Origin of the sequence: Achromobacter insuavis (assembly GCF_902859645.1) — a bacterium.
Lineage (GTDB): Bacteria > Pseudomonadota > Gammaproteobacteria > Burkholderiales > Burkholderiaceae_B > Achromobacter > Achromobacter insuavis.
On record NZ_CADIJR010000015.1, the window covers coordinates 62339 to 82245 of the forward strand.

The following is a 19907-nucleotide window of genomic DNA, read 5'->3' on the forward strand; positions in this document are numbered from 1 at the left end:
CGGCGTCGCGCCGGCGCTACAGTCTGCCCATGCAATTGCCCGTTTCTTCACCGCCCGCATGAACCGCATCAAGACCTACGGCATGGCCGAGCGCGCGGATTATTTCGATTTCGATATCCGCGCGCAACAGGTGCGCGAGCCGCTGGAACAGCCGCACCGGCACGAGTATTTCCAGATCCAGGTGAACCTGGAGGGCGACACGCGCCAGACCATCAGCGGCACCACGCGGCCGTTTCCGCGCGGCGGGATGAGTTTCGTGCTGCCGTACCGGGTGCACCTGGTGCCGCATCCGCCGGGCGCGCGCTACATCATCATCAATTTCGCGCAGCGTTTCCTGTGGCCGGAGCTGGCGGTGGATCCGCTGGACCTGGAGGACGTGCCGATGACGCAGGCGCCGGCGCTGGCGCCGTTCCTGTTCCAGGAGTATCTGGATTTCGCGCTGGACGCGGACGGGCTGGCCGAGGCCGAGGCGCTGATCGCGCGCCTGATGGACGAGAACCGGCGCCGCGGGTTCGGTTCGTCCACGACCATACGCGGCCTGCTGCTGCAGCTGATCGGGCTGGCCTGCGGGCGCTACGAGACCGACCTGCTGCATCTGGCGCGGCACCATGCGGGCAGCAGCCGGCGCGAGAGCGTGCGGCGGGTGCTGGCGCACATCGGCGCGCACCTGGCCGAGAACCTGACGCTGAACGACGCGGCGGCGGCGGCGTTCCTGTCGCCCAATTACCTGGCGCACCTGCTGAAGAAGGAAACCGGCAAGACCTTCACCGAGCTGGTGGCCGAGCGCCGCATGGCGCTGGCGCGCGACCTGCTGGCGCATACGGCGCGCACGGTGGCGCAGGTGGCGCATGCGGCGGGGTTCGCCGACGAGGCGTATTTCTCGCGCCGCTTCCGCCAGCTGGAAGGGGTCAGTCCGACCGGCTACCGCGAGCGCCTGCGCGGCGGCGAGGCCGAGGCGCGTTGAGGGACGAGGCGGGGCCAAGGTCGCCACAGGACGCGCGGCGAAATGCGCGGAATCGTCCACGGATTGCGTAATCGTCTCCAGGCGGGGCGGGCGGGGCCGACCTAAGCTGGCGGCAACCCTCGCAACCTTCAGGAGACCCGCGATGACCCAAGCCGTCCAGACCCCGTTTACCGTGGCCCAGACCACCGTGCCGATCGCCGGCAGCGACCTGCGCTTTCCGGTGCGCCGCATCTATTGCATCGGACGCAACTACGCGGCCCACGCCATCGAGATGGGATCGGACCCGAGCCGCGAGCCGCCGTTCTTCTTCCAGAAGCCGACGGACGCGATCCAGGTGGTGCCGCCGGGCACGGTGACCGACCATCCGTACCCGCCGCTGACCCAGAACTACCACTACGAGGTGGAGCTGGTGGCGGCGCTGTCCAAGGGCGGCCGCGACCTTCCTCTGGACAAGGCGCTGGACTGCGTCTACGGCTACGCGCTGGGCCTGGACATGACGCGGCGCGACCTGCAGCGCGGCATGGGCGACCAGAAGAAGCCGTGGGAGATCGGCAAGAGCTTCGACCACGCGGCGCCGATCGGCCCGATCCATCCGGTGGCCCAGACCGGCCACTACAAGGAAGGCGACATCTGGCTGGCGGTCAACGGCGAACGCAAGCAGCAGGCCACGCTGTCGCACATGATCTGGTCGGTGGCCGAGCAGATCTCGCGGCTGTCGCAGGCGTTCGAGCTGTTCCCGGGCGATCTGATCTATTCGGGCACGCCGGAAAACGTCGGCCCGGTGGTGCGCGGCGATGTGATCGTGGCGCACGTGGACGGCCTGCCCGAACTGAGCATCCGCATCGTGTGATGCGCGGCACAGGCTGGCCCTGCCGCCCTCCCCGGCGCCAGCCTGGTCTTGGCGCCTCGCCGCCCGGCATGCGGCGAGGCGCGGCAAGGCCGTCCGACAATGGCCGCGGCGCCGCGCCCCACGACGGTGCGGCGGCCGGATCCTCGCGGATCTGAGAGTAAGATTTATGCCATAACAAACAGCCCGTGTGGCAGGAGCAGTGGAAGATGGCAAAAATCGGTATGGTGGGCATCGGCCTGATGGGCCATGGCATCGCAAGCAATCTGGTCAAGCACGGTCACACGCTGACGGTGCTGGAACATCCGGGCAACCAGCCGCTGGACGCCCTGAAGGCGGCGGGCGCCACCAGCTGCGCCGACGGCGCGACGCTGGCGGCGCAGTCGGACGTGATCATCCTGTGCGTCACGGGCAGTCCGCAGGTCGAGGCGGTGCTGCTGTCGCCGGCCGGCGTGCTGGAAGGCCTGCGCCCGGGCACGGTGATCATCGACTGCTCGACGGCGATCCCCTCCTCCACCGTCAAGGTGGCCGAGGCCGTCACCGAGAAGGGCGGCCGTTTCCTCGACGCCCCCATGACGCGCACGCCGAAGGAAGCCGCCGAGGGCCGCCTGAACCTGCTGGTGGGCGGCGACGCCGCGCTGTTCGAGGAATGCCGGCCGATCCTGGCGTGCTTTGCCGAGAACATCGCGCACGCCGGCCCGGTGGGCGCGGGCCACCGCATGAAGCTGCTGCACAACTACGTGTCGCTGGGCGCGATCGCGCTGCTGTCGGAAGCGGCCGCTTGCGCGCTGCGCGCCGACATCGATCCGGCGGTGTTCGCCGAGGTGCTGACCAAGGGCGGCGGCGGCGGCGTGGCGCTGGAGCGCCTCAAGCCCTACCTGCTGGAACAGGATCCGTCGTCGCTGCGCTTCTTCATGTCGAACGCGCAAAAGGACCTGTCCTACTACAACACGATGGCCGCCGAGACCGGCGCGGTGCGCGAGATCGGCGCCGCCGTGCTGCACACCTATGACCAGGCGGTCAGCCAGGGCGGCGGCGAACGCTACGTGCCCGAGCTGGTCTCGCTGCTGAAGGACCGCTGAGCGTGATGGCGGCGCGGGTTCAACGCCCGCCCGCCGCCATCGCCGGCACGGCGCGCAAGGCGCCGCGCCGCGGCAGTTGCAGGGAAATGGCCGCGGCCAGCAGCAGCAAGGCGCCGGCCGCGCCGAACGCCACCCAATGGGTATGGAAGGCCTCGAAGGCCCAGCCGCCCAGCCATGAACTGATCATGCCGCCGATCTGGTGACCCAGGTAGGTCAGGCCGTACAGCACGCCCACCAGGCGCACGCCGTAGACGTCGGCCAGGATGGCCGAGGACAGCGCGATGCTGCCGGCCCAGACGATGCCGCCGATGGTGGCTGCCGCGTACAGCTCCCAATGCGCGCCGACCATCACCAGCGCGAAGAACCCCAGCCCGCGCACCAGGTAGATGACGGCCAGGATGTTGCGCCGCTCGACCTGGTCCGACATGCGGCCCAGCACCAGCGTGCTGAAGATCGCCACCAGGCCGATCAGGCCGATGCCCAGCGAGCTGGTGGTGGCGTCAAAGCCATGGTCCATCAGCATGGGCATGCCATGCGTGCCCAGCAGGTTCATGCTGAAGCCACAGGCGAACAGGCCCAGCGCCACCTGCCAGAACGGCAGCGTGCGCACGGCGTCCTTGACGCGCGGCTCGGGGCCCTTGGCGGCGGGCCGCGAGGCGGATTTTTTCTCGACGATCTGGTGCGGCAGCAGGTCGGTGTGCTCGGGCGCCTGGTCGCGCATCACGAACAAGGCCACCGGCACGGTCAGCAGGGCGAACAGGGCGGCGAAGGCCAGCAGCGTCTCGCGCCAGCCGACGGCGCTGATAGTGAAGGTGAGCGTGGGCGTCATCAGGGCGATGCCGGCCATCGAGCCGGTGGACAGGAAGAACAGCGCCATGCCGCGCTGGCGCGTGAACCAGCGGCTGATCACCGGGGTCAGCGCCACCGGGCTGGTGAAGGCCAGGCCGACCGACAACGCCACGCCGAAGGCCAGCAGGAATTCGATGGGACCGCGCGCGAAGACGGTCCAGATGGACGAGGCCACCACGATGGCGGCGCCGGTCAGCAGCACAAAGCGGGTGCCGCGGGTGCTGACCAGATAGCCGGCCAGCGGCATCGCCAGGCCGTAGCACAGCATGCCGGCCGCGACGATGCCCGACAGCAGGCTGCGCGAAAAACCCAGGCCGTCCGCCATGGGCAGGAAAAACGGGCCGATGCCCATGCGCAGGCCCACCGTGAGCAGCGTCAGCACCGTTGCGGCGCCGACGATGTTCCAGCCGAAATACCAGCCGGCCGATTCTTGCTTCTCCACTTGCCTCTCTCCTTGTGTCTTCTTGTCGCGCTGGGGCGCTTCAGTACGGACACCGCGAGGGATGCGAGAAGACGGAAGCCGGCCGCCAGACGCGCCATATTACTCCCGGCTATATGCGGGCGGCGCGGAGGCAGCGAAATCCTGTCCGGTGAGCGGTCAGGCGCCGCGCGGCTGACGGCGTCGCGGCTTGGGCGCGCCATCCGCCGGCGCGGCGGCGACCAGCGCCTCGACCTGGCGCAGCTTGTCGGCCGCGACGGCGCGCAGGTGCCGGATCAGCAGTTGCGCGGCCGGCGACGGCGGGCGCGCCTTGGGGTAGATCAGGCCATATTGCAGCGGCGTTTCCGGTTCGAAGCGGCGGATCTGCGCGCCCAGGTGGATCTGCGACAGGGCCGACAGCGGGTCGCTCAGGGCCGCGCCGCAGCCGCGCACCGCCAGTTGGCAGGCGATGAAGCCGAACGAGACATCGAACTGGGCATCCGGCTCGTAGCCGGCCTGGGCGAAGGCGCGCGCATAGCGGTGATGCAGGGCGCCGCGCTGCGGCAGACCGATGAAGCGGCCCTGGCCCAGGATCCGCGGCGTGATGACGGCCTGCGCGGCGCGCGGATCGGCGCCGCTGAGGACGGCGACGGCGCGCGATTCGGCCAGGATCTCGGTGGTCAGCAGCGGATGCTCGACCGGCAGCTGCGCCAACGCCAGGTCGAACTGCTGCTGGCTGATCCAGGCATCGACGTTGGGCGGCATGCGCGCGTTGATGGTGACGCCGAAGGCATTGTCCTCTTGCACGGCGCCGGCCACGGCGTCGACCAGCAGGCCCTCGATCAGGTGCTGCGCCACCAGCACGTTGACGTGGGTGCGGCTCTTCCTGCGCGCGCCGCGGGCGTATTCGCGCACCGCGTCGCCGGCCCGCAACATCTCGTCGATGCGCTGATAGAAGCCCTGGCCCTGCTCGGTCAGGGACAGCCGCCGGCCTTCCTTGAGCAGCAGCGGAAAGCCGGCCTCTTCCTCCAGCATGGCCAGCAGCCGGCTGACCTGCGACGGGCTGCGATGGATGCGCAAGGACGCTTCGGCGATGCTGCCGCCTTCGACGAAGGCGCGCAGCGCCTCCAGGGCCATGAAGTTCATGGCGGGCCTCCAAACAGTTGTGCGTTATGCAAGTATCACGCCGAATTTCGACATTGACGCATATTAGCCCGCCTGCCGACAATGGCCTTGCCGATGGCGCCCGACGCTGGCGCCCGGCCCAGAACAGCAAGGGGAAAATCCATGAACGCAATCCACCGCCTGGCCGCCGCCGCCACGCTCGGCCTGGCCCTGGCCGGCCCGGCCCAGGCCCAGGACGCCTATCCGTCCAAACCCATCAAGGTCATCGTGCACACGCTGCCGGGCGCGTCGTCCGACGTGCTGGCGCGCGCCGTCAGCAAGACGATGGGCGAGCAGCTGGGGCAGTCCTTCGTGGTCGAGAACCGCTCGGGCGCGGGCGGCGCCATCGGCGTGGACGCCGTGGCCAAGGCGGCGCCGGACGGCTATACGCTGCTGGCCGGCGCCTCCAGCGCCATGGTGATGCTGCCGATCGTGCTGAGCCGCAAGCTGCCGTATGACGAGAACAAGGACTTCGCGCCCATCGGCGTGATCTCGCGCTCGCCGTTCGTGCTGGTGGCCAGCAAGGCCTCGGGCATCCGCAGCGTGCAGGACCTGATCGCGCGCGCCAAGGCCGAACCGGGCAAGCTGACCTACGGCAGCGCCGGCCCCGGCACCAATCCGCACCTGCTGGGCGAGCTGCTGAGCCAGCTGGCCGGCATCGAGCTGTCGCACATTCCGTACAAAGGCCCGGCCGCCGCCGAGTCGGACCTGATCGGCGGCACCATCGACATCCTGTTCGACACGCCGTCCTCGGCGCTGCCCTACGTGAAGGCCGGCAAGACCGTGGCCATCGCCGCCACCAGCGACAAGCGCGTGGCCGACGCGCCCGATGTGCCCACGGTGGCCGAGCTGGGCTATCCCAGCCTGACGCTGTACGGCTGGACCGCGCTGTACGCGCCGGCCGCCACGCCGCCCGCGGTGCTGGAGAAACTGCGCGAGGCGCTGCGCCAGGCGCTCAAGACGCCGGCGCTGCGCGAATTCATCCTGGGTTCGGGCAACGACATCCTGGACCTGTACGGCGATGACCTGCTCAAGATGCAGGTCGGCATGCAGGACTTCTGGCGCGACGTCGTCAAGGCGCGCGGCATCCGCCTGGACTAGGCGCGGACCGGCCATCCCCTTCCCTTCCCCCAACGCGGCCGTCCGGCCGCGAGGACATCTTCCATGAGCATCAAGATCCGACTCGCCGTGCGCGACTGGGACTACATCGTCCCGCTCGCCCTGGGCGATGTGACCGCCCGCGGCCTCGACCTGGAGATCCACCGGGTCGGCACGCTGCCCGACGACCTGGCCAGCGACCCGCGCTTCGACGCCGGTGAAATGTCGATGAGCCGCTACTGCCTGGGCCGCGCCCGGGGCCGCGACGACATCGTCGGCGTGCCGCACTTCCTGATGCGCGGCTTTCGCCACCGCTGCATCATCACCGCGCGCGACAGCGGCATCACGCGGCTGGACCAGCTGGCCGGCGCCCGCATCGGCATGACCGGCTGGCAGGATTCCGGCAATACCTGGACCCGCGCGCTCTTGCGGCGCGAGGGCATCGGCATGGACGACGCGGTGTGGAAGGTGGGACGCCTGACCGGCGCGCACCCGATCACCGACCGGCTGGGCGGCTTCGGCCGGCCCGGCGTGATCGAGGAGGTGGCCGACGAGCGCCCGCTGGTGGACCTGCTGCGCGCCGGCGAACTGGAGGCGGTGTTCACGCCCTTCATGCCAGACGGCTTCTTCGACGCCGGATCGGACCTGCGCCAGCTGCTGCCCACCTGCCGCGACAGCGAGGTGGACTACTTCCGCCAGGTCGGCTACGTGCCCGGCATCCACCTGCTGGGCATGAAGCCGGCGCTGGCGGCGGCCCATCCGTGGGCGGCGCAGGCGCTGAGCGAGGCGCTGGATGCGTCGGCCGCGCTGTGGCTGGACAAGCGCCGCAAGTATGCCGACACCACGCCGTGGATCCTGGACGAACTGATCCAGACCTCGCGCGACCTGCCCGAGGCCTGGAACCGCAACGGCCTGGAACCGAACCTGAAGATGATCGGCGACTTCGCCGCCGAGCTGCACGCCCAGCAACTGGCCGACCGCGTCATGACGCCGGCCGAGCTGTTTCCGCACGCGCACTGAACACCGAGGAAACCATCATGAAAATCGCCATGGGCCAATTCGCCGTCCGCCCGGTCTGGGAAGACAACGCCCGCGTCTGCCTGGACCTGATGCGCCGCGCCGCCGAGGCCGGCGCCGACCTGCTGGTGCTGCCCGAGGGCATCCTGGCGCGCGACATCGCCGACCCCGACCTGGTGCGGCGCGCCGCCCAGCCGCTGGACGGCCCGTTCCTGTCGCAATTGCAGGCGCTGTCGCGCGGGCTCGACCTGACGGTCATCATGACCGTGCACACGCCCGCGGCGGGCGAGCGCGTCTGGAACACGCAGGTGGCGCTGCGCCGCGGCGAGATCGTGGCGCAGTACCGCAAGCTGCACCTGTACGACGCGTTCTCGATGCAGGAGTCGGTCAACGTGGTGCCGGGCGACGAAGTGCCGCCGCTGGTGCCGGTGGCCGGCATGCGGGTCGGCATGATGACCTGCTACGACCTGCGCTTTCCCGAGCTGGCGCGCCGCCTGGCGCTGGATGGCGCCGACGTGCTGGTGGTGCCGTCGGCCTGGGTCAAGGGGCCGCTCAAGGAAGCGCACTGGTCGGTGCTGAGCACGGCGCGGGCGCTGGAGAACACCTGCTATGTGGCGGCGGTGGGTGAATGCGGCCCGCGCAACATCGGCGCCAGCCTGGTGGTGGACCCGCTGGGCGTGGCGATCGCGCAGGCCGGCGAGCAGGAGGCGCTGGTGTTCGCCGACCTGGATCCGGCGCGCATCGCGCATGCGCGCGACGTGCTGCCGGTGCTGAAGAACCGCCGTTTCGCGCGGCCGGAGCTGGCGTAACCCGCCCGCCGCGCCGCCACCGCGGCAATGCGCTATCTCAACACATTGCGCACGAAGCGCAGCGGCGTGTCGGCGTCGTTGCGATAGGAATACGGCTGCGCGCTGCTGTAGATGGCGAAGTCGTTGGCCTGCACCGGCTGTGTCACGCCCGACAGCTCCAGCAGCAGCGTGCCCTCGATGACGTAGATCATCTCGTGCCAGCCTTCCGGGTCGGGCTCGGCCACGTAGGTTTCGCCCGGCCCCAGCGACCAGATCCAGAGCTGCGCCTCACAGCTGGCGGGCGCGGCGCCCAGCAGCACGGCCTGGCTGCCGGGGCGCTTGCCGCGCCAGGCGCGGGCCTCGATGCGGCGCCGTTCGCGCGCCGGATCGCTGACCAGGTCGACAAACCCCACATCCAGCGCCTGCGCCAGCTTGTCCAGGCTGGACAGGCTGATGTTGGCGTTGCCCGCTTCCAGGCCGGCGATCATGCGGCGGCTGATGCCGGAGGCGTCGGCCAGCGCCGACTGGCTCAGGCCGGCCAGCTTGCGCAGCCGTTTCAGATTGGCCCCCACGTGCGTGAGGACATCGCTGTCGGAATTGGTAATGTGCAGTATATTGCTCAAATTAGTGACACCTGAAGTCCGCCGTGAAACCCGAATCGATGTTTGCCTTGTCGCGCCAGGAAATCGCCCTGGTGCTGGTCACCATGCTGTGGGGAAGCACTTTCCTCATTATCCATATCGCCATGCAGCATAGCGGACCGCTGTTCTTCGTGGGGGTCCGGTTCACCGTGGCCGGGCTGGTGTCGATGCTGCTGTTCCGCAAGCACATGGCCGGGCTGACGCGGCGCGAGGGCGGCGCCGGGGTGGCGATCGGCTGCGCCCTGTTCCTGGGCTATTACCTGCAGACCTACGGCCTGCAGACCATCACCAGCAGCCAGTCGGCCTTCATCACCGCGCTGTACGTGCCGATCGTGCCGCTGTTGCAGTGGGCGGTGCTCAAGCGCCCGCCCGGCCTGATGAGCTGGGTCGGCGTGGGGCTGGCGTTCACCGGACTGGTGCTGCTGGCCGGGCCCGAGGCCGGCGCGCTGCATGTCAGCCCCGGCGAGCTGGCGACGCTGGCGGGCGCCGCGGCCATCGCCGCCGAGATCATCCTGATCGGCCATTTCGCGCGGTCGGTGGACAGCCGCCACGTCACCGCGGTGCAGCTGCTGACGGCGGGACTGGCGTCGTTCGCGCTGATGCCGGTGCTGGGTGAGCCGATTCCCGCCTTCTCGTGGTTGTGGGCCGGCGCGGCGATCGGGCTGGGCCTGGCCAGCGCGGTGATCCAGCTGACCATGAACTGGGCGCAGAAGTCGGTGTCGCCGACCCGCGCCACGGTGATCTACGCCGGCGAGCCGGTCTGGGGCGGCATCGTCGGCCGGCTGGCCGGCGACCGGTTGCCGGGGCTGGCGCTGGTGGGCGGGGCGCTGATCGTGGCGGGGGTGCTGGCCAGCGAGATCAAGTTCAAGCGCAAGCCGAAGACGCGGCCGCGCGAAGCCTGAGCGCCGGGCCTCAGCCCGCCCGTTCGAGGAACGCCTGGAGCGCCGGCACCGTGTTCAGCACGTGCTGGCGCATCGCCGCCTCGCAGCGATCAGGGTCGCCGGTAAGCAGCGCGTCGATCAGTTCCTGGTGCGATTCGCGCACCCGCAGCACGCGCCCCGGCTGGGCCGCCCACAGGCGCATGTAGGGCTCGACCACCGAGTGCAATTCGGAGATCTGCCGCAACAGGCGCGGCTGCTGGCAGAAGCTGCACAGGTATTCGTGGAAGTCGCGGTGGGCGCTGGTCCAGTCCAGGTCGTCGCCCGAGCCCTGCTCGAGCTGGTCCAGCATGCGGGCCAGGCGGCGGATGTGCTCGGGGCTCATGTGGCGCACGGCGTTGCGCATGGCCAGCCCTTCGAGCACCGAGCGCATTTCGAAGACTTCGCGCATTTCCTGCTGGTTCAGGCCGCGCACCACCGCGCCGCGGTTGGCGCGGATCTCGACCAGGCCCTCGGAGGCGAGCCGGCGCAGCGCGCCGCGCACCGGCATGCGGCTGGTGCCGATCTCGCTGGCGATGACCTCGGGCACCAGGCGGTGGCCGGGCGGATAGTTGCCCAGCCGGATCTCGCGCTGCAGGTGCTGGTAGGCCTCTTCTTCGGCGCTGACGGCTGTCTTCTGAAACTGCAGCATTCTCGTCCCCGGGTTTTCAAAGCCGCCATGATAGATAAACGCAAAAATAACACAAATTGGATCCAGTGATCCATGGATGCAAATACCAATGGCCGGACCGGCGGCGCTCGCGTCAAATCCGTCCTGGCGCGTCGGCCGGACGCGTCCGCCGGCATTGCAAGGGGCAGCAGACCCGCCTGGCGCCATCGCTCGACCGACATAACGCATTCAAGGGGAATCCATGACTTTCCGTCTCATCCGCGCCCTGGCCGGCGCCGCCGCCGTGGCCTTCGCCGCGCAAGCCGGCGCCCAGGCCACCGACTGGCCGCAGCATCCGGTGCGCATCGTGGTGCCGTTCCAGGCCGGCTCGGCCACCGACCTGATCTCGCGCCAGCTGGGCGCGGCCTTGTCGACCGAACTGGGCCAGCCGTTCGTGGTGGAAGCCCGCCCCGGCGCCGCCGCCGCGATCGGCAGCGCCTCGGTGGCGCGCTCGGCGCCCGACGGCTACACGCTGCTGATGGGCGGTCCGGCCGCCATCGTCACCAACCGCTTCCTGCAGAAGCGCCTGGCCTATGACCCGGACGCGTTCGCGCTGGTGTCGATGGTGGCGTACACGCCCAACATCCTGCTGGCCAATCCGCAGCAGCCGTTCAAGACCCTGCCCGAGATGATCGCGTACGCCCGCGCCAACCCGGGCAAGCTGACCTACGCCTCGTTCGGCACCGGCACCACCTCGCACATGGCGGGCGAAATGCTCAAGTCGGTGGCCGGCATCGACATCCTGCACGTGCCCTACAAAGGCGCCGGCGAAGCCATTCCGGCGCTGCTGAGCGGCCAGGTGTCGATGTACTTCGACACCATCATGACCGGCCTGCCGCAGGTCAAGAGCGGCGCGCTGCTGGCGCTGGGCATGTCCAATTCGCAGCGCTCGGCGCTGGCGCCGGACATTCCCACCATCGCCGAGCAGGGCTATGCCGGCTACGACATCGCCCCGTGGTACGGGCTGGTGGCGCCGGAAGGCACGCCCGCGCCGATCCTCGACAAGCTCAACCGCGCCGTCAACAAGGTGCTGGCGGATCCCGCATTGCGCGGTAAGCTGGCCGAAGCGGGCGCCGAGCCGCGCGGCGGCAGCCGCGAGGAATTCGCCGCCTTCATCAAGGCCGAGATCCCGCGCACCAAGCAGCTGATCGACCAGGCCGGCATCACCCCGCAGTAATCTCCCTCGCAACCTTTCTCGCCACCATGTCCACTTCCTTCGATTGGTCTTTCCCGTACGCTTCCCGAAAAATGCCGGTGCTGGCCGCCAACGCGGTCGCCACCAGCCAGCCGCTGGCGGCGCAGGCCGGGCTGCGCATGCTGCTGGCCGGCGGCAATGCCGTGGACAGCGCCATCGCCACCGCCATCGCGCTGACCGTGGTCGAGCCCGTGATGAACGGGATCGGCGGCGACATGTTCGCGCTGGTCTGGCACGAAGGAAAGTTGCATGGCCTGAACTCCAGCGGCTGCTCGCCAGCGGCGTGGACGCCGGAGTACTTCGCCGGCCGCGAGGCGATGCCCGGCACCGGCTGGGGCACGGTCACCGTGCCCGGCCAGGTGGCGGGCTGGAAGGCGCTGTCCGACCGCTTCGGCAAGCTGCCGTTCGCGCAGTTGTTCGAGCCCGCCATCGCCTACGCCGAGCACGGCTTCGCGGTCAGCCCCACCATCGCGCGCCAATGGGCCGCGCAGATGCCCAAGCTGGCGCGGGAGCCGGGCTTCGCCGACGCCTTCCTGCCGCAGGGCCGGGCGCCGCAGGCGGGGGAATGGTGGCGCTTTCCGGACCAGGCGCGCACCCTGCGCGACATCGCCGAGAGCGGCGGCGACAGCTTCTACCGCGGCGCGCTGGCCAACAAGATCGCCGACTTCGCCGCCCGCACCGGCGGCGCGCTGACCGCGGACGACCTGGACCAGCACCGTCCCGAGTGGGTCGAGCCGATCTCGCAGTCGTTCCGCGGCTACCAGCTGCATGAAATCCCGCCCAGCGGCCAGGGCATCTCGGCGCTGATGGCGCTGGGCATGCTGGAGCAATTCGACCTGGAGTCGATGGGCCGCGACAGCGCCGATTACTACCACGTCAGCATCGAGGCCATGAAGCTGGCCTTCGCCGACCTGCATCAGCACGTGGCCGACCCGCGCCACATGCGCACCGACGCCCGCGCCCTGCTCGACCCGGCCTACCTGGCCGAGCGCGCGCGGCTGATCTCGATAGACCGCGCCGCCGTGCCGGTGGCCGGCACGCCCGCCACCGGCGGCACGGTCTACCTGACCGCGGCCGACGCGGCCGGCACCATGGTGTCGTTCATCCAGTCCAACTACCACGGCTTCGGTTCCGGCGTGGTGGTGCCGGGCACCGGCATCAGCCTGCACAACCGCGGCCTGAACTTCGTGCTGACGCCCGGCCACGCCAACCAGGTCGGTCCGCGCAAGAAGCCGATGCACACCATCATCCCGGCCTTCATCACCCGGGGCGGCGAACCGGTAATGTCGTTCGGCGTGATGGGCGGCTCGATGCAGGCGCAGGGCCACCTGCAGATGATCACGCGGCTGGCGGCCTTCGGCCAGAATCCGCAGGCCATGAGCGACGCGCCGCGCTTTCGCGTGGAAAAGGGGCCGGTGGTCAACGTCGAGGCGCACCTGCCCGCCGACGTGGTGGATGCGCTGCGCCAGCGCGGCCACAACGTGGCGGTGGCGCCGGCCGACAGCCTGGAATTCGGCTCGGCGCAGCTGATTTGCCGCCTGCCGCAGGGCGGCTACTTCGCCGCGTCCGATTCGCGCCGCGACGGCCAGGCGGTCGGCTTCTAGGCATTCCAGGCGCGACGGCCACGGCGGCGGAACACGCCGCCGGAAAGGCGCTTGATCGGTCATATGGGCGACGCCTGGCGCGGCGATACTGCCGCGCAGACTCCCCAAGGCCCTTATGAACCGCATCCTGTCCGCCGTGGCGCTCGCCGCCGCGCTCGCCCTACCCGCCGGCGCCCTGGCGGCCCTGCCCATGGCCGTGGACGGCCAGCCCCTGCCCTCGCTGGCGCCCATGCTGGAGCGCGTCACGCCGGCGGTGGTCAACATCTCCGCGCAGGGCGAAGGCGGCCAGGCCCGCGCCCCCGGGCGCCAGAGCATCGGCTCGGGCGTGATCGTCGACGCGGCCCAGGGCAACATCCTGACCAACCATCACGTAGTGCGCGGCGCGGCCTCGATCCGCGTGTCGCTGCAGGACGGCCGCAGCTTCACCGCCACCGTGGTCGGCAGCGATCCGGACACCGACCTGGCGGTGCTGCGCATTCCGCCCGACAAGCTGCAGGCCCTGACCCTGTCCGACTCCAGCGATCTGCGGGTGGGCGATTTCGTGGTCGCCATCGGCGATCCCTACGGCCTGGGCCAGTCGGCCTCGTCCGGCATCGTGTCGGCGCTGGAGCGTTCCAGCCTGCGCGCGGCCGGCTACCAGAACTTCATCCAGACCGACGCCTCCATCAACCCCGGCAACTCGGGCGGCGCGCTGGTCAACCTGAACGGCGAGCTGGTCGGCATCAACACCATGATCTACACGCCGTCGGGCGGCAACGTCGGCATCGGTTTCGCGATTCCGTCGAACCTGGCGGGCGAGGTCATGCGCCAGCTGCTGCAGCACGGCCAGGTGCAGCGCGGCGGGCTGGGGCTGGACACCATCGACGTCACGCCGCGCAACGCGCGCCAGCTGGGCATGGCGCCGAACGCCAGCGGCGTGGTGGTGGCGCGCGTGGCGGACGGCTCGCCGGCGCAGCAGGCCGGGGTGCAGGCGCGCGACCTGATCCTGGCGCTGGACGGCAAGCCGATCGGCACCAGCGCCCAGCTGCGCAACGCCGAGGGCCTGCTGCCGGTGGGCAAGCAGGTGCGGCTGACGCTGTCGCGCGGCGGCCAGCGCTCGGAGGCGACGCTGCGGATCGAGCCCGAGAAGAACGAGCGGCTGCACGGCGGCTCGCTGGACGCGCGCCTGAACGGCGTGGAGTTCACCGAGATCGGCCGCGAGCAACGCCTGAAGGGCAACGACGGTGTGGCGGTCAGCGCCACCTATCCCGAGCGCGGCGCGGTGGCCGCGCGGATGCAGCGCGGCGACATCATCATCGGCGTCAACCAGCGCCCGGTCAGCCGGCTGGCCGACCTGCGCGGCCTGCTGGGCGGCGCGACGCCCGGGCAGCCGCTGCTGCTGACGCTGGTGCGCGGCCAGGCCATGTACACCTTGCAGATCCAGTAGGCGCCGCCGACGGGAACCCGGAAGCGTCGGCCCGCCCTGACGGGCCGACGGGACGCCGAACCGGCGATAATGCTTCCCGCACCGGATTCCCGTCATCGCTGCCCATGCCCTTTCCTGCCGCTTCCCTCGCCCTCTGGGGCATTTCCGCCCTGGCCATCCTCGGCATCCTGCTGCGCCCCTGGAAGCTGCCCGAATACGTCTGGGCCGGCGGCGCCGCGCTATTGCTGACGGCGACCGGGCTGATCCCGTGGCAGGCGGCGCTGGGCGCGGTCGGCAAGGGGCTGGACGTGTACCTGTTCCTGATCGGCATGATGGTGCTGGCCGAACTGGCGCGCCAGCAGGGCCTGTTCGACTGGCTGGCGATGGTGGCGGCGCGCCACGCGCGCGGCTCGGCGCGGCGGCTGTTCGACCTGGTGTTCCTGGTGGGCATCCTGGTGACCGTGTTCCTGTCGAACGACGCCACCGCCGTGGTGCTGACGCCGGCGGTGTACGCGGCGGCCAAGGCCGCCGGGGCGCGGCCGCTGCCGTATCTGTTCATCTGCGCCTTCATCGCCAACGCCGCCAGCTTCGTGCTGCCGATCTCCAACCCCGCCAACCTGGTGGTCTACGGCAGCCAGATGCCGCCGCTGCTGGACTGGCTGCAGCGCTTCACGCTGCCGTCGCTGGCGGCCATCGGCCTGACCTACTTGGCCCTGCGCTTCAGCCAGCGCGAGGCGCTGCGCCAGCCGCTGCGGGCCGACATCGTGCCGCAGCCGCTGGCCACGGGCGCGCGCCTGACCGGCATCGGCATCCTGCTGACGGCGGCCGTGCTGATGCTGGCCTCGGCGCTGCACGCCGACCTGGGCCTTCCGACCTTCATCGCCGGCCTGGCCACCGCCGGCGTCATCCACCTGAAGCAGCGGCTCAGCCCCCTGCCGGTGCTGCGGCACGTGGCCTGGGGCGTGCTGCCGATGGTGGCCGGCCTGTTCGTGCTGGTGGAAGGCCTGGCGCTCAGCGGCGCGATCGACGCGCTGGCGCGGGCGCTGCTGCGGCTGGCAGGCGACTCGGCCGGCGGCGCGCTGTGGGGCGCGGGCATCGTGGCGGCGCTGGCCAGCAATGTCATCAACAACCTGCCGGCCGGCCTGATCGCCGGCTCGGTCGGCCAGATCGCCGACCTGCCGGCGCAGACCGCCGGCGCGCTGCTGATCGGCGTGGACCTGGGGCCCAACCTGTCGATCACCGGCTCGCTGGCGACGCTGCTCTGGCTGATCGCCGTGCGGCGCGAGGGCCAGCACGTCGGCGCGCTGCGCTTTCTCAAGCTGGGCGCGTGGGTGATGCCGCCGGCGCTGCTGGGCGCGTTGCTGATGCTGGCGCTGGCCGGCGGCTGAATCCCCGCGGCGGCGTCACACGCCGCTCCCGCGCGCCCTCGCACGCCGTCCCGGCGGCCCCGCGCGAAAGGCTCAAGACTGGGGCTGGGCCAGCAGGCGCTGGATCTCGGCCTCGGTCTCGGCATAGCGCCCCTCGCCGAAATGGCGATAGACGATGTTGCCGCCCTTGTCGATCAGGTAGAACGCGGGCCAATACTGGTTGCGGTAGGCGTCCCAGGTCTTGTACTGGTTGTCCTGCGCCACCGGATATTCGATGCCGAAACGCTTGATGGCGTCGGCCACGTTCCTGGTGGTGCGCTCGAACGGGAATTCCGGCGTGTGCACGCCGACCACGACCAAGCCCTGGTCCTTGTACTTCTGGTTCCACTGTTTCACGTACGGCAGGGTGTTGATGCAATTGATGCAGGTGTAGGTCCAGAAATCGACCAGCACCACCTTGCCGCGCAGGCCGGCCAGGGTCAGCGGCTCACTGTTGAGCCAGGTCTGGATGCCGGTGAACTCCGGCGCGGGGGTCGGCGCGGGCGCGGCGGCGTGCGCGGCGGCGCCGAGCAGCAGGCCGGCCAGGGCCAGTTTGGCGGAAACGAGGGCCCGGCGGGCCGGCAGGCGGATGGACAGCATGGTGCGCTCCTTCAGGTTGCGGATAAATGGGTCAGGAAAACAGGCGGCTGATCCAGGCATAGGCCAGCACGTCGTATTGGAAATGGATGGCAACGGCCGAGGCCACCAGCAGCACCCCGAAGGCGCGTTGCAGGCGCACGGCGTGGCGGGCGATGGCGCCGACCCGGCGCGCGGCCAAGCCGCCGCCGTAGGCGATGGCCAGCATCGGGATGCCCGCGCCCAGCCCGTAGACCAGCAGCAGCAGGCTGGAATGCGTCAGGTTGTCGGCGCGCGCGGCCAGGATCAGGATCGACGCCAGCACCGGGCCGGCGCAGGGGGTCCAGACGGCGCCCAGCGACATGCCCAGCAGGAAGCCGCCGGCATTGCCCGAACCGCCCCTGGCGCCCAGGCCGATCACGCCTTGCAGCGGACCGCTCAGGCGCGCCGCCAGCCAGTCGTAGGGTTGCGGCCAGATGCGCGCCAGGCCGAACAGCGCCAGCGCCGCCACCGACACCGCGCGCACCGTCTCGTGGGCCGATTCGACCGCGCCCGACAACAGGCTGAGCGCGATGCCCAGCCCGGAAAAGGCCGCGACGAAGCCGAGCACGATGCACAGCGGCCGCAGGCGGCCGCCGCGCTCGACCGCGCTGCCCAGCAGGATCGGCAGCAGCGGCAGCACGCAGGGCGAGGCCACCGTCAGCATGCCGGCGGCCAGGGCGAGGGGGGTGTCGATGAAGGTGGTCATGGCGCGGCGGTCCGTTTGTGTCTCGATGACCGCATTGGACGCGCGCCGGGTATCCGTCCTGTGCCCGGAAAGCGGGTTTTTGCCCGGCTTTTGTATCGTGTCCGGCCCTGCATACACTACGACACACTTCGCGGCGCGGGCGGCGCTATAACCTGCCGGACACCTGTTGCCGGAGCCCGCGCATGAACACCGTTCCCCTTCCCCGCCCCCGCCTTTCCTGGCGGCGCCTGCTGGCCGTGCTGGCGCTGCTGGCCGGCGGCCTGGGCGCCGAGGCCGTCCAGCCCGGCCCCTGCCAGCTGATCGTCAACAGCCAGGCGCGCCGCCGCGCGCAGCCCGCTGAGTAGAATGCGCCATGGACAATCCAGACCACATCCTGATCGTCGATGACGACCGAGAGATCCGCGAACTGGCCGGCAACTTCCTCAAGAAGAACGGCCTGAACGTCACCCTGGCCGCCGACGGCCGGCAGATGCGCACGCTGCTCGAAACGCTGACCGTCGACCTGATCGTGCTGGACATCATGATGCCCGGCGACGACGGCCTGGTGCTGTGCCGCGAGCTGCGGGCGGGCAAGCACCGGCGCACCCCGATCCTGCTGCTGACCGCGCGCGACGAAGACATGGACCGCGTGCTGGGGCTGGAGATGGGCGCCGACGACTACCTGGTCAAGCCGTTCGTGGCGCGCGAGCTGCTGGCGCGCATCAAGGCGATCCTGCGCCGCACCCGCATGCTGCCGCCCAATTTCCAGGTCACCGAACCGGGCCGCGCCGTGCGTTTCGGCGACTGGACGCTGGACACCACCGCGCGCCACCTGGTCGACGCCGAAGGCACCCTCGTGTCGCTCAGCGGCGCCGAGTACCGGCTGCTGCGCGTGTTCCTGGACCACCCGCAGCGCGTGCTGAACCGCGACCAGCTGCTGAACCTGACGCAGGGCCGCGACGCCGATTTCTTCGGCCGCTCGATCGACCTGCTGGTCAGCCGCCTGCGCCAGCGGCTGCGCGAGGATGCGCGCGAGCCGATGTACATCAAGACGGTGCGCAGCGAAGGCTATGTGTTCGCCGCGCAGGTCGACGTGTCCGAGGCCCCCTAGATGCCCGCCCTGGTCCCGGCGCTGCGCCGCTGGCCGCGCACCCTGGCGAGCCGGCTGTTCCTGATCTTCCTGGTAGGCCTGGTGCTGGCCCACGGGCTGTCGTTCGGGCTGCAGTTCTACGAGCGCTACCAGTCCGCCAAGAGCGTCATGCTCGACAACCTGGAGCGCGACGTGGTGGTGGCGCTGGCGGTCCTGAACCGCCTGCCCGCCGACGAACGCGCCGCCTGGCTGCCGCGGCTGAGCGCCAGCAACCGCCAGTACCAGCTCGGCCCCGGCGACTTCGACCGGCCGTTGCAGACGCCCGCCGCCGAAGCGGTGCGCGACTCGATCCAGGCGGCCCTGAACAACGCCTATCCCCTGGCCTTCGGCACCGTCGGCGACGACCCCAAGCACATCCAGGCGCGCGCCACGCTGGCCGACGGCCAGGCGGTGACGCTGGACATCCACATGGCCGTGATGCCGCTGGCGATGTGGCTGCCGGCGGTGCTGCTGGCGCAACTGGCGCTGCTGATCCTGTGCGCGTGGCTGGCGGTGCGGCTGGCGATCCGGCCGCTGACGCAGCTGGCCGGCGCCGCCGACGCGATGAGCCCCGACCGCCGCAGCCCGCGCCTGGCCGAGGACGGGCCGGCCGAAGTGGCGCAGGCCTCGGCCGCCTTCAACGCCATGCAGGACCGCATCGCCGCGCACCTGGCCGAGCGCATGCAGATTCTGGGCGCGATTTCGCACGACCTGCAGACGCCGATCACGCGCATGAAGCTGCGCTCGGAATTCATGGACGAATCCGCCGACCGCGACAAGCTGGCGCATGATCTGCAGGAAGTGGAGCAGCTGGTGCGCGACGGCCTGGCCTATGCGCGCAGCGCCGGCGCGGCCACCGAGCCGCCCGCGCGCATCGACCTGGACGCGTTCCTGGACAGCCTGGTGTGCGACTACACCGACATCGGCAAGCCCGTGACGCTGCAGGGCCGCTGTCACGGCCCCTGGCAGACGCGCCCGCGCGCGCTGCGCCGGATCCTCGGCAACCTGATCGACAACGCGCTGAAATTCGGCGGCGCGGCCGAGGTCGAGGTCGGCGCGGCCGACGATGGCCGCGGCGTGTCGATTCGCGTGCTGGACCGCGGCCCCGGCATTCCCGAACACGAATTGCAGGCCGTGCTGCAGCCGTTCTACCGGCTCGAAGGCTCGCGCAACCGCGACAGCGGCGGCACCGGCCTGGGCCTGGCGATCGCGCGCCAGCTGGCCGACGTCATCGATGGCGAGCTGCGCCTGCGCAACCGCGCGGGCGGCGGCCAGGAGGCACAAGTGCTGCTGCGGCCGAACGCCTGAGCCGACGCCGGCTCACGGCGCGACGCGGTTGTCCGGCACGCGCGTCTGTCCATGAAACGCGTCTGTCCATGAAACGCGTTTATCCGGCACGGAAAAAAGCCC

Annotated in this window: 20 protein-coding genes; 14 read left to right on the forward strand and 6 right to left on the reverse strand. The window is 70.4% G+C overall.

Features of this window, described 5'->3' with window-relative positions:
* Positions 1-58 precede the first annotated feature (58 nt).
* The 3 genes from H0523_RS10990 to H0523_RS11000 all read left to right on the forward strand — a co-directional run bounded on the left by H0523_RS10990 (position 59) and on the right by H0523_RS11000 (position 2893).
* Positions 59-964 carry a helix-turn-helix transcriptional regulator gene (locus H0523_RS10990; RefSeq protein WP_054431587.1) on the forward strand — a complete coding sequence of 302 codons (906 nt, stop codon included), beginning with the start codon at positions 59-61 and terminating at the stop codon, positions 962-964.
* Between the two features lie 142 nt (positions 965-1106).
* Complete coding sequence (locus tag H0523_RS10995; RefSeq protein WP_156350094.1) at positions 1107-1814, forward strand: fumarylacetoacetate hydrolase family protein; 708 nt, start codon at positions 1107-1109, stop codon at positions 1812-1814.
* A gap of 206 nt (positions 1815-2020) precedes the next feature.
* Positions 2021-2893 (forward strand): NAD(P)-dependent oxidoreductase, encoded by an 873-nt coding sequence (locus tag H0523_RS11000; protein ID WP_054431729.1) that lies wholly within the window; start codon positions 2021-2023, stop codon positions 2891-2893.
* Between the two features lie 19 nt (positions 2894-2912).
* Here H0523_RS11000 and H0523_RS11005 read toward each other — a convergent pair whose 3' ends face one another.
* Together H0523_RS11005 and H0523_RS11010 are read right to left on the reverse strand one after the other, a co-directional pair.
* Positions 2913-4184: an MFS transporter gene (locus tag H0523_RS11005; protein ID WP_054431588.1), complete on the reverse strand. Its 1272-nt coding sequence runs from the start codon at positions 4182-4184 to the stop codon at positions 2913-2915.
* Between the two features lie 156 nt (positions 4185-4340).
* The gene (locus H0523_RS11010) at positions 4341-5306 is read right to left on the reverse strand and encodes a LysR family transcriptional regulator (protein WP_054431589.1); all 966 of its coding nucleotides are present in this window, start codon (positions 5304-5306) and stop codon (positions 4341-4343) included.
* A 141-nt stretch (positions 5307-5447) separates the two neighbouring features.
* Here H0523_RS11010 and H0523_RS11015 point away from each other — a divergent pair, with 141 nt between their 5' ends.
* The 3 genes from H0523_RS11015 (at position 5448) to H0523_RS11025 (ending at position 8248) form a co-directional block, all read left to right on the forward strand.
* On the forward strand, positions 5448-6425 hold the full coding sequence (locus H0523_RS11015; RefSeq protein WP_054431590.1) for a Bug family tripartite tricarboxylate transporter substrate binding protein: 978 nt from the start codon (positions 5448-5450) through the stop codon (positions 6423-6425).
* Between the two features lie 63 nt (positions 6426-6488).
* A complete protein-coding gene (locus H0523_RS11020) occupies positions 6489-7442 on the forward strand; it encodes a substrate-binding domain-containing protein (RefSeq protein ID WP_054431591.1) in 954 nt (317 codons plus the stop codon).
* A 17-nt stretch (positions 7443-7459) separates the two neighbouring features.
* Positions 7460-8248 carry a deaminated glutathione amidase gene (locus H0523_RS11025; protein ID WP_054431592.1) on the forward strand — a complete coding sequence of 263 codons (789 nt, stop codon included), beginning with the start codon at positions 7460-7462 and terminating at the stop codon, positions 8246-8248.
* Between the two features lie 32 nt (positions 8249-8280).
* Here H0523_RS11025 and H0523_RS11030 read toward each other — a convergent pair whose 3' ends face one another.
* Positions 8281-8850 carry a helix-turn-helix domain-containing protein gene (locus H0523_RS11030; protein ID WP_054431593.1) on the reverse strand — a complete coding sequence of 190 codons (570 nt, stop codon included), beginning with the start codon at positions 8848-8850 and terminating at the stop codon, positions 8281-8283.
* Positions 8851-8888: 38 nt separating this feature from the next.
* Here H0523_RS11030 and H0523_RS11035 point away from each other — a divergent pair, with 38 nt between their 5' ends.
* The gene (locus H0523_RS11035) at positions 8889-9770 is read left to right on the forward strand and encodes a DMT family transporter (protein ID WP_054431730.1); all 882 of its coding nucleotides are present in this window, start codon (positions 8889-8891) and stop codon (positions 9768-9770) included.
* A 10-nt stretch (positions 9771-9780) separates the two neighbouring features.
* Here H0523_RS11035 and H0523_RS11040 read toward each other — a convergent pair whose 3' ends face one another.
* Positions 9781-10437, reverse strand: a complete 657-nt coding sequence (locus H0523_RS11040; RefSeq protein WP_054431594.1) for a GntR family transcriptional regulator — start codon at positions 10435-10437, stop codon at positions 9781-9783.
* Positions 10438-10657: 220 nt separating this feature from the next.
* Here H0523_RS11040 and H0523_RS11045 point away from each other — a divergent pair, with 220 nt between their 5' ends.
* The 4 genes from H0523_RS11045 (at position 10658) to H0523_RS11060 (ending at position 16047) form a co-directional block, all read left to right on the forward strand.
* Positions 10658-11632, forward strand: coding sequence for a Bug family tripartite tricarboxylate transporter substrate binding protein (locus tag H0523_RS11045; protein ID WP_054431595.1), 975 nt, complete (start codon positions 10658-10660; stop codon positions 11630-11632).
* Positions 11633-11658: 26 nt separating this feature from the next.
* Positions 11659-13254, forward strand: a complete 1596-nt coding sequence (gene ggt / locus H0523_RS11050; RefSeq protein ID WP_054431596.1) for a gamma-glutamyltransferase — start codon at positions 11659-11661, stop codon at positions 13252-13254.
* A gap of 115 nt (positions 13255-13369) precedes the next feature.
* Positions 13370-14680: a trypsin-like peptidase domain-containing protein gene (locus H0523_RS11055; RefSeq protein ID WP_054431597.1), complete on the forward strand. Its 1311-nt coding sequence runs from the start codon at positions 13370-13372 to the stop codon at positions 14678-14680.
* A gap of 104 nt (positions 14681-14784) precedes the next feature.
* Complete coding sequence (locus H0523_RS11060; protein WP_054431598.1) at positions 14785-16047, forward strand: arsenic transporter; 1263 nt, start codon at positions 14785-14787, stop codon at positions 16045-16047.
* A 72-nt stretch (positions 16048-16119) separates the two neighbouring features.
* Here the strand turns inward: H0523_RS11060 and H0523_RS11065 are convergent, their stop codons facing one another.
* Positions 16120-16665: a thioredoxin family protein gene (locus H0523_RS11065; protein ID WP_156333158.1), complete on the reverse strand. Its 546-nt coding sequence runs from the start codon at positions 16663-16665 to the stop codon at positions 16120-16122.
* Positions 16666-16696: 31 nt separating this feature from the next.
* Positions 16697-17389, reverse strand: a complete 693-nt coding sequence (locus tag H0523_RS11070) for a cytochrome c biogenesis CcdA family protein (protein WP_054431599.1) — start codon at positions 17387-17389, stop codon at positions 16697-16699.
* Positions 17390-17571: 182 nt separating this feature from the next.
* Here H0523_RS11070 and H0523_RS11075 point away from each other — a divergent pair, with 182 nt between their 5' ends.
* The 3 genes from H0523_RS11075 to H0523_RS11085 are packed head-to-tail and all read left to right on the forward strand — an operon-like array spanning position 17572 to position 19805.
* Entirely contained in the window at positions 17572-17733 is a 162-nt protein-coding gene (locus H0523_RS11075) for a hypothetical protein (RefSeq protein WP_156350096.1), read from the forward strand.
* An 8-nt stretch (positions 17734-17741) separates the two neighbouring features.
* The gene (locus H0523_RS11080) at positions 17742-18479 is read left to right on the forward strand and encodes a response regulator (protein WP_054431600.1); all 738 of its coding nucleotides are present in this window, start codon (positions 17742-17744) and stop codon (positions 18477-18479) included.
* Positions 18480-19805 carry a sensor histidine kinase gene (locus tag H0523_RS11085; RefSeq protein WP_054431601.1) on the forward strand — a complete coding sequence of 442 codons (1326 nt, stop codon included), beginning with the start codon at positions 18480-18482 and terminating at the stop codon, positions 19803-19805. It abuts the gene before it with no gap.
* The last annotated feature ends 102 nt before the right edge of the window (positions 19806-19907 follow it).